The sequence below is a fragment of the Arcanobacterium hippocoleae genome (genome assembly GCF_040360365.1).
Lineage (GTDB): Bacteria > Actinomycetota > Actinomycetes > Actinomycetales > Actinomycetaceae > Arcanobacterium_A > Arcanobacterium_A hippocoleae_A.
This window is the reverse complement of the sequence record NZ_CP136411.1, coordinates 1-3,566: the sequence shown is the minus strand read 5'-3', so window position 1 is coordinate 3,566 and position 3,566 is coordinate 1. Positions and strand designations below refer to the sequence as shown.

Genomic DNA, 3,566 nt, shown 5'->3' with positions numbered 1-3,566 from the left:
CTTCGTTCAGTTACGTATTGCTGCCATCAGATTGTGTTTGTTAGTCGCTTTTTTTTTGGAATTTTTTTTGGAATTTTTTTTGCGCTAACAACCTCCTGCCGTTTTGCCCGTGCATATCGGTCACGAACAAATCTGATTACTAAACACAGTAGCCTGGATTTGTTCTATCAGTAATCGACCTTATTCCTAATTAAATAGAGCAAATCCCCTTATTGGGGGTAAGACATGAAGATGCCAGAAAAACATGACCTGTTGGCCGCCATTCTCGCGGCAAAGGAACAAGGCATCGGGGCAATCCTTGCGTTTGCAATGGCGTACCTTCGCGGCAGATATAATGGCGGTGCGTTTACAAAAACAGTAATCGACGCAACGATGTGCGCCATTATCGCCTAGTTCATTCGTGACCTTCTCGACTTCGCCGGACTAAGTAGCAATCTCGCTTATATAACGAGCGTGTTTATCGGCTACATCGGTACTGACTCGATTGGTTCGCTTATCAAACGCTTCGCTGCTAAAAAGCCGGAGTAGAAGATGGTAGAAATCAATAATCAACGTAAGGCGTTCCTCGATATGCTGGCGTGGTCGGAGGGAACTGATAACGGACGTCAGAAAACCAGAAATCATGGTTATGACGTCATTGTAGGCGGAGAGCTATTTACTGATTACTCCGATCACCCTCGCAAACTTGTCACGCTAAACCCAAAACTCAAATCAACAGGCGCCGGACGCTACCAGCTTCTTTCCCGTTGGTGGGATGCCTACCGCAAGCAGCTTGGCCTGAAAGACTTCTCTCCGAAAAGTCAGGACGCTGTGGCATTGCAGCAGATTAAGGAGCGTGGCGCTTTACCTATGATTGATCGTGGTGATATCCGTCAGGCAATCGACCGTTGCAGCAATATCTGGGCTTCACTGCCGGGCGCTGGTTATGGTCAGTTCGAGCATAAGGCTGACAGCCTGATTGCAAAATTCAAAGAAGCGGGCGGAACGGTCAGAGAGATTGATGTATGAGCAGAGTCACCGCGATTATCTCCGCTCTGGTTATCTGCATCATCGTCTGCCTGTCATGGGCTGTTAATCATTACCGTGATAACGCCATTACCTACAAAGCCCAGCGCGACAAAAATGCCAGAGAACTGAAGCTGGCGAACGCGGCAATTACTGACATGCAGATGCGTCAGCGTGATGTTGCTGCGCTCGATGCAAAATACACGAAGGAGTTAGCTGATGCTAAAGCTGAAAATGATGCTCTGCGTGATGATGTTGCCGCTGGTCGTCGTCGGTTGCACATCAAAGCAGTCTGTCAGTCAGTGCGTGAAGCCACCACCGCCTCCGGCGTGGATAATGCAGCCTCCCCCGACTGGCAGACACCGCTGAACGGGATTATTTCACCCTCAGAGAGAGGCTGATCACTATGCAAAAACAACTGGAAGGAACCCAGAAGTATATTAATGAGCAGTGCAGATAGAGTTGCCCATATCGATGGGCAACTCATGCAATTATTGTGAGCAATACACACGCGCTTCCAGCGGAGTATAAATGCCTAAAGTAATAAAACCGAGCAATCCATTTACGAATGTTTGCTGGGTTTCTGTTTTAACAACATTTTCTGCGCCGCCACAAATTTTGGCTGCATCGACAGTTTTCTTCTGCCCAATTCCAGAAACGAAGAAATGATGGGTGATGGTTTCCTTTGGTGCTACTGCTGCCGGTTTGTTTTGAACAGTAAACGTCTGTTGAGCACATCCTGTAATAAGCAGGGCCAGCGCAGTAGCGAGTAGCATTTTTTCATGGTGTTATTCCCGATGCTTTTTGAAGTTCGCAGAATCGTATGTGTAGAAAATTAAACAAACCCTAAACAATGAGTTGAAATTTCATATTGTTAATATTTATTAATGTATGTCAGGTGCGATGAATCGTCATTGTATTCCCGGATTAACTATGTCCACAGCCCTGACGGGGAACTTCTCTGCGGGAGTGTCCGGGAATAATTAAAACGATGCACACAGGGTTTAGCGCGTACACGTATTGCATTATGCCAACGCCCCGGTGCTGACACGGAAGAAACCGGACGTTATGATTTAGCGTGGAAAGATTTGTGTAGTGTTCTGAATGCTCTCAGTAAATAGTAATGAATTATCAAAGGTATAGTAATATCTTTTATGTTCATGGATATTTGTAACCCATCGGAAAACTCCTGCTTTAGCAAGATTTTCCCTGTATTGCTGAAATGTGATTTCTCTTGATTTCAACCTATCATAGGACGTTTCTATAAGATGCGTGTTTCTTGAGAATTTAACATTTACAACCTTTTTAAGTCCTTTTATTAACACGGTGTTATCGTTTTCTAACACGATGTGAATATTATCTGTGGCTAGATAGTAAATATAATGTGAGACGTTGTGACGTTTTAGTTCAGAATAAAACAATTCACAGTCTAAATCTTTTCGCACTTGATCGAATATTTCTTTAAAAATGGCAACCTGAGCCATTGGTAAAACCTTCCATGTGATACGAGGGCGCGTAGTTTGCATTATCGTTTTTATCGTTTCAATCTGGTCTGACCTCCTTGTGTTTTGTTGATGATTTATGTCAAATATTAGGAATGTTTTCACTTAATAGTATTGGTTGCGTAACAAAGTGCGGTCCTGCTGGCATTCTGGAGGAAATACAACCGACAGATGTATGTAAGGCCAACGTGCTCAAATCTTCATACAGAAAGATTTGAAGTAATATTTTAACCGCTAGATGAAGAGCAAGCGCATGGAGCGACAAAATGAATAAAGAACAATCTGCTGATGATCCCTCCGTGGATCTGATTCGTGTAAAAATATGCTTAATAGCACCATTTCTATGAGTTACCCTGATGTTGTAATTGCATGTATAGAACATAAGGTGTCTCTGGAAGCATTCAGAGCAATTGAGGCAGCGTTGGTGAAGCACGATAATAATATGAAGGATTATTCCTGGTGGTTGACTGATCACCATAACTGCTAATCATTCAAACTATTTAGTCTGTGACAGAGCCAACACGCAGTCTGTCACTGTCAGGAAAGTGGTAAAACTGCAACTCAATTACTGCAATGCCCTCGTAATTAAGTGAATTTACAATATCGTCCTGTTCGGAGGGAAGAACGCGGGATGTTCATTCTTCATCACTTTTAATTGATGTATATGCTCTCTTTTCTGACGTTAGTCTCCGACGGCAGGCTTCAATGACCCAGGCTGAGAAATTCCCGGACCCTTTTTGCTCAAGAGCGATGTTAATTTGTTCAATCATTTGGTTAGGAAAGCGGATGTTGCGGGTTGTTGTTCTGCGGGTTCTGTTCTTCGTTGACATGAGGTTGCCCCGTATTCAGTGTCGCTGATTTGTATTGTCTGAAGTTGTTTTTACGTTAAGTTGATGCAGATCAATTAATACGATACCTGCGTCATAATTGATTATTTGACGTGGTTTGATGGCCTCCACGCACGTTGTGATATGTAGATGATAATCATTATCACTTTACGGGTCCTTTCCGGTGAAAAAAGGTACCAAAAAAACATCGTCGTGAGTAGTGAACCGTAAG

General features: G+C 43.5%; 4 protein-coding genes and 3 pseudogenes. 4 read left to right on the top strand and 3 right to left on the bottom strand.

Annotation, left to right across the window (positions count from 1 at the left end; genetic code table 11):
* Window positions 1–225 precede the first annotated feature (225 nt).
* The 3 genes and pseudogenes from RQN30_RS00035 to rzpD all read left to right on the top strand — a co-directional run bounded on the left by RQN30_RS00035 (window position 226) and on the right by rzpD (window position 1,465).
* A pseudogene (locus RQN30_RS00035) lies at window positions 226–548 on the top strand (phage holin, lambda family).
* Window positions 532–1,008: a glycoside hydrolase family 24 protein gene (locus RQN30_RS00030; RefSeq protein ID WP_000229403.1), complete on the top strand. Its 477-nt coding sequence runs from the start codon at window positions 532–534 to the stop codon at window positions 1,006–1,008. The pseudogene RQN30_RS00035 and the gene RQN30_RS00030 overlap by 17 nt, the downstream one beginning before the upstream one ends.
* Window positions 1,005–1,465: pseudogene (gene rzpD, locus RQN30_RS12410) on the top strand (prophage endopeptidase RzpD). Before RQN30_RS00030 ends, rzpD begins: the two are co-directional and overlap by 4 nt.
* A gap of 31 nt (window positions 1,466–1,496) precedes the next feature.
* On the opposite strand, the gene bor reads toward rzpD, so the two are convergent.
* Both bor and RQN30_RS00015 read right to left on the bottom strand, forming a co-directional pair.
* Window positions 1,497–1,781, bottom strand: a complete 285-nt coding sequence (bor, locus tag RQN30_RS00020) for a serum resistance lipoprotein Bor (RefSeq protein ID WP_051631743.1) — start codon at window positions 1,779–1,781, stop codon at window positions 1,497–1,499.
* Between the two features lie 297 nt (window positions 1,782–2,078).
* Entirely contained in the window at window positions 2,079–2,489 is a 411-nt protein-coding gene (locus RQN30_RS00015) for a DUF1398 domain-containing protein (RefSeq protein WP_012775990.1), read from the bottom strand.
* 284 nt (window positions 2,490–2,773) lie between these two features.
* Here RQN30_RS00015 and RQN30_RS00010 point away from each other — a divergent pair.
* Window positions 2,774–2,994 (top strand): annotated as a pseudogene (locus tag RQN30_RS00010) (hypothetical protein).
* A 148-nt stretch (window positions 2,995–3,142) separates the two neighbouring features.
* On the opposite strand, the gene RQN30_RS00005 reads toward RQN30_RS00010, so the two are convergent.
* On the bottom strand, window positions 3,143–3,337 hold the full coding sequence (locus RQN30_RS00005; protein ID WP_001421937.1) for a YlcI/YnfO family protein: 195 nt from the start codon (window positions 3,335–3,337) through the stop codon (window positions 3,143–3,145).
* Between the last annotated feature and the right edge of the window lie 229 nt (window positions 3,338–3,566).

Excerpts from the sequence above, each read along its gene's own strand:
- RQN30_RS00015 (WP_012775990.1), bottom strand. The coding sequence starts at position 2,489 with ATGGCTCAGGTTGCCATTTTTAAAGAAATATTCGATCAAGTGCGAAAA.
- RQN30_RS00005 (WP_001421937.1), bottom strand. The coding sequence starts at position 3,337 with ATGTCAACGAAGAACAGAACCCGCAGAACAACAACCCGCAACATCCGC.
- bor (WP_051631743.1), bottom strand. The coding sequence starts at position 1,781 with ATGCTACTCGCTACTGCGCTGGCCCTGCTTATTACAGGATGTGCTCAA.
- RQN30_RS00030 (WP_000229403.1), top strand. The coding sequence starts at position 532 with ATGGTAGAAATCAATAATCAACGTAAGGCGTTCCTCGATATGCTGGCG.